Here is a 955-nt window from a genome sequence, read left to right as displayed (position 1 = left end):
CATGGAGGATGCGGTGGAGGAGCGGCTCGGGATGGCGGAGCTGGCTGTGAAGCTGGGCGTCTCCTCCGACAAGCTCGAACGAAACTTCCGCTCAGAGCTCAACATCTCGCCCAACGGCTATTACCGCCGCCTGCGGCTGAAGCGCGCCGCCGATCTCCTGGCGCATTCGACGCTGATGGTGCGCGACGTGGCGCTGGCCTGCGGCTTCGCCTCGATGTCGAGTTTTGCGCGGGCATTTCGGGAGGAGCATGGGCACGCGCCGAAGGTGGCGCGGAGGCATTAGGTCTTGCGAGACGTTGGCGCGACAGGGGCCTTCGTAGAGCGCTACGGAACGACTTCAAGCGGCATCCGGCACAACATCTGCGGCATCCCGCACAGCCTCTGCGCGACGCATGGCTCATCTTCTCCACCTCCAGGAGGCACCCGATGAGCATCGTCGTTTTCGACCCCGACAGCACCGAGGACGTCGACTTCAAGGACCGCATGCGCCACCCGCCCGCGGCCGACCCGGCCGGCGGCATGTGGCTGTCCGATACCGAGCCGTCCTTCATCGATGCGGACGCGCTGCGCAAGGGGCGGTTGGCCAGGCTGCGCGCCTGGATGCGCGAGGCCGGCTATGGCGCCGTCGTGCTGTTCGATCCCTACAACCAGCGCTACGCCACCGGCTCGCGCAACATGTTCGGCTATTTCCTGCGTAACTCGACGCGCTACTTCTTCATCCCGGCATCGGGGCCGATTGTGCTGTTCGAGTACCCGCAGAGCTACCATGTCTCGATGGTGCTCGACACGATCGACGAGGCGCGGCCATCCAAGCTGGTGTGGTCTTCGGTGTCGGGCCGCGACGACGAAACCGCAGGTCCATTCGCCGACGAGATCGCCGAACTTCTCAAGGCGCATGGCGGCGGCTCGATGAAGCTCGGCCTCGACCGCTGCGGCCATCTGCAGGCGCTGGCGC

At 66.0% G+C, this 955-nt stretch carries 2 protein-coding genes; both read left to right on the top strand.

All coding sequences use genetic code 11. The features are described 5' to 3' along the window. The coding region (locus tag EOA86_RS36280; RefSeq protein WP_128345808.1) for a helix-turn-helix domain-containing protein at positions 1-283 on the top strand (283 nt) is incomplete at its 5' end. 143 nt (positions 284-426) lie between these two features. Then, positions 427-955, top strand: a 529-nt coding sequence (locus tag EOA86_RS36275; protein ID WP_206630261.1) for an aminopeptidase P family N-terminal domain-containing protein, incomplete at its 3' end; no start/stop codon positions are given.

Source organism: Mesorhizobium sp. M5C.F.Ca.IN.020.32.2.1 (assembly GCF_004023105.1).
Classification (GTDB): domain Bacteria; phylum Pseudomonadota; class Alphaproteobacteria; order Rhizobiales; family Rhizobiaceae; genus Mesorhizobium; species Mesorhizobium wenxiniae.
The sequence above is the reverse complement of the archived record's forward strand: the minus strand, read 5'-3'. Positions and strand labels throughout refer to the sequence as shown.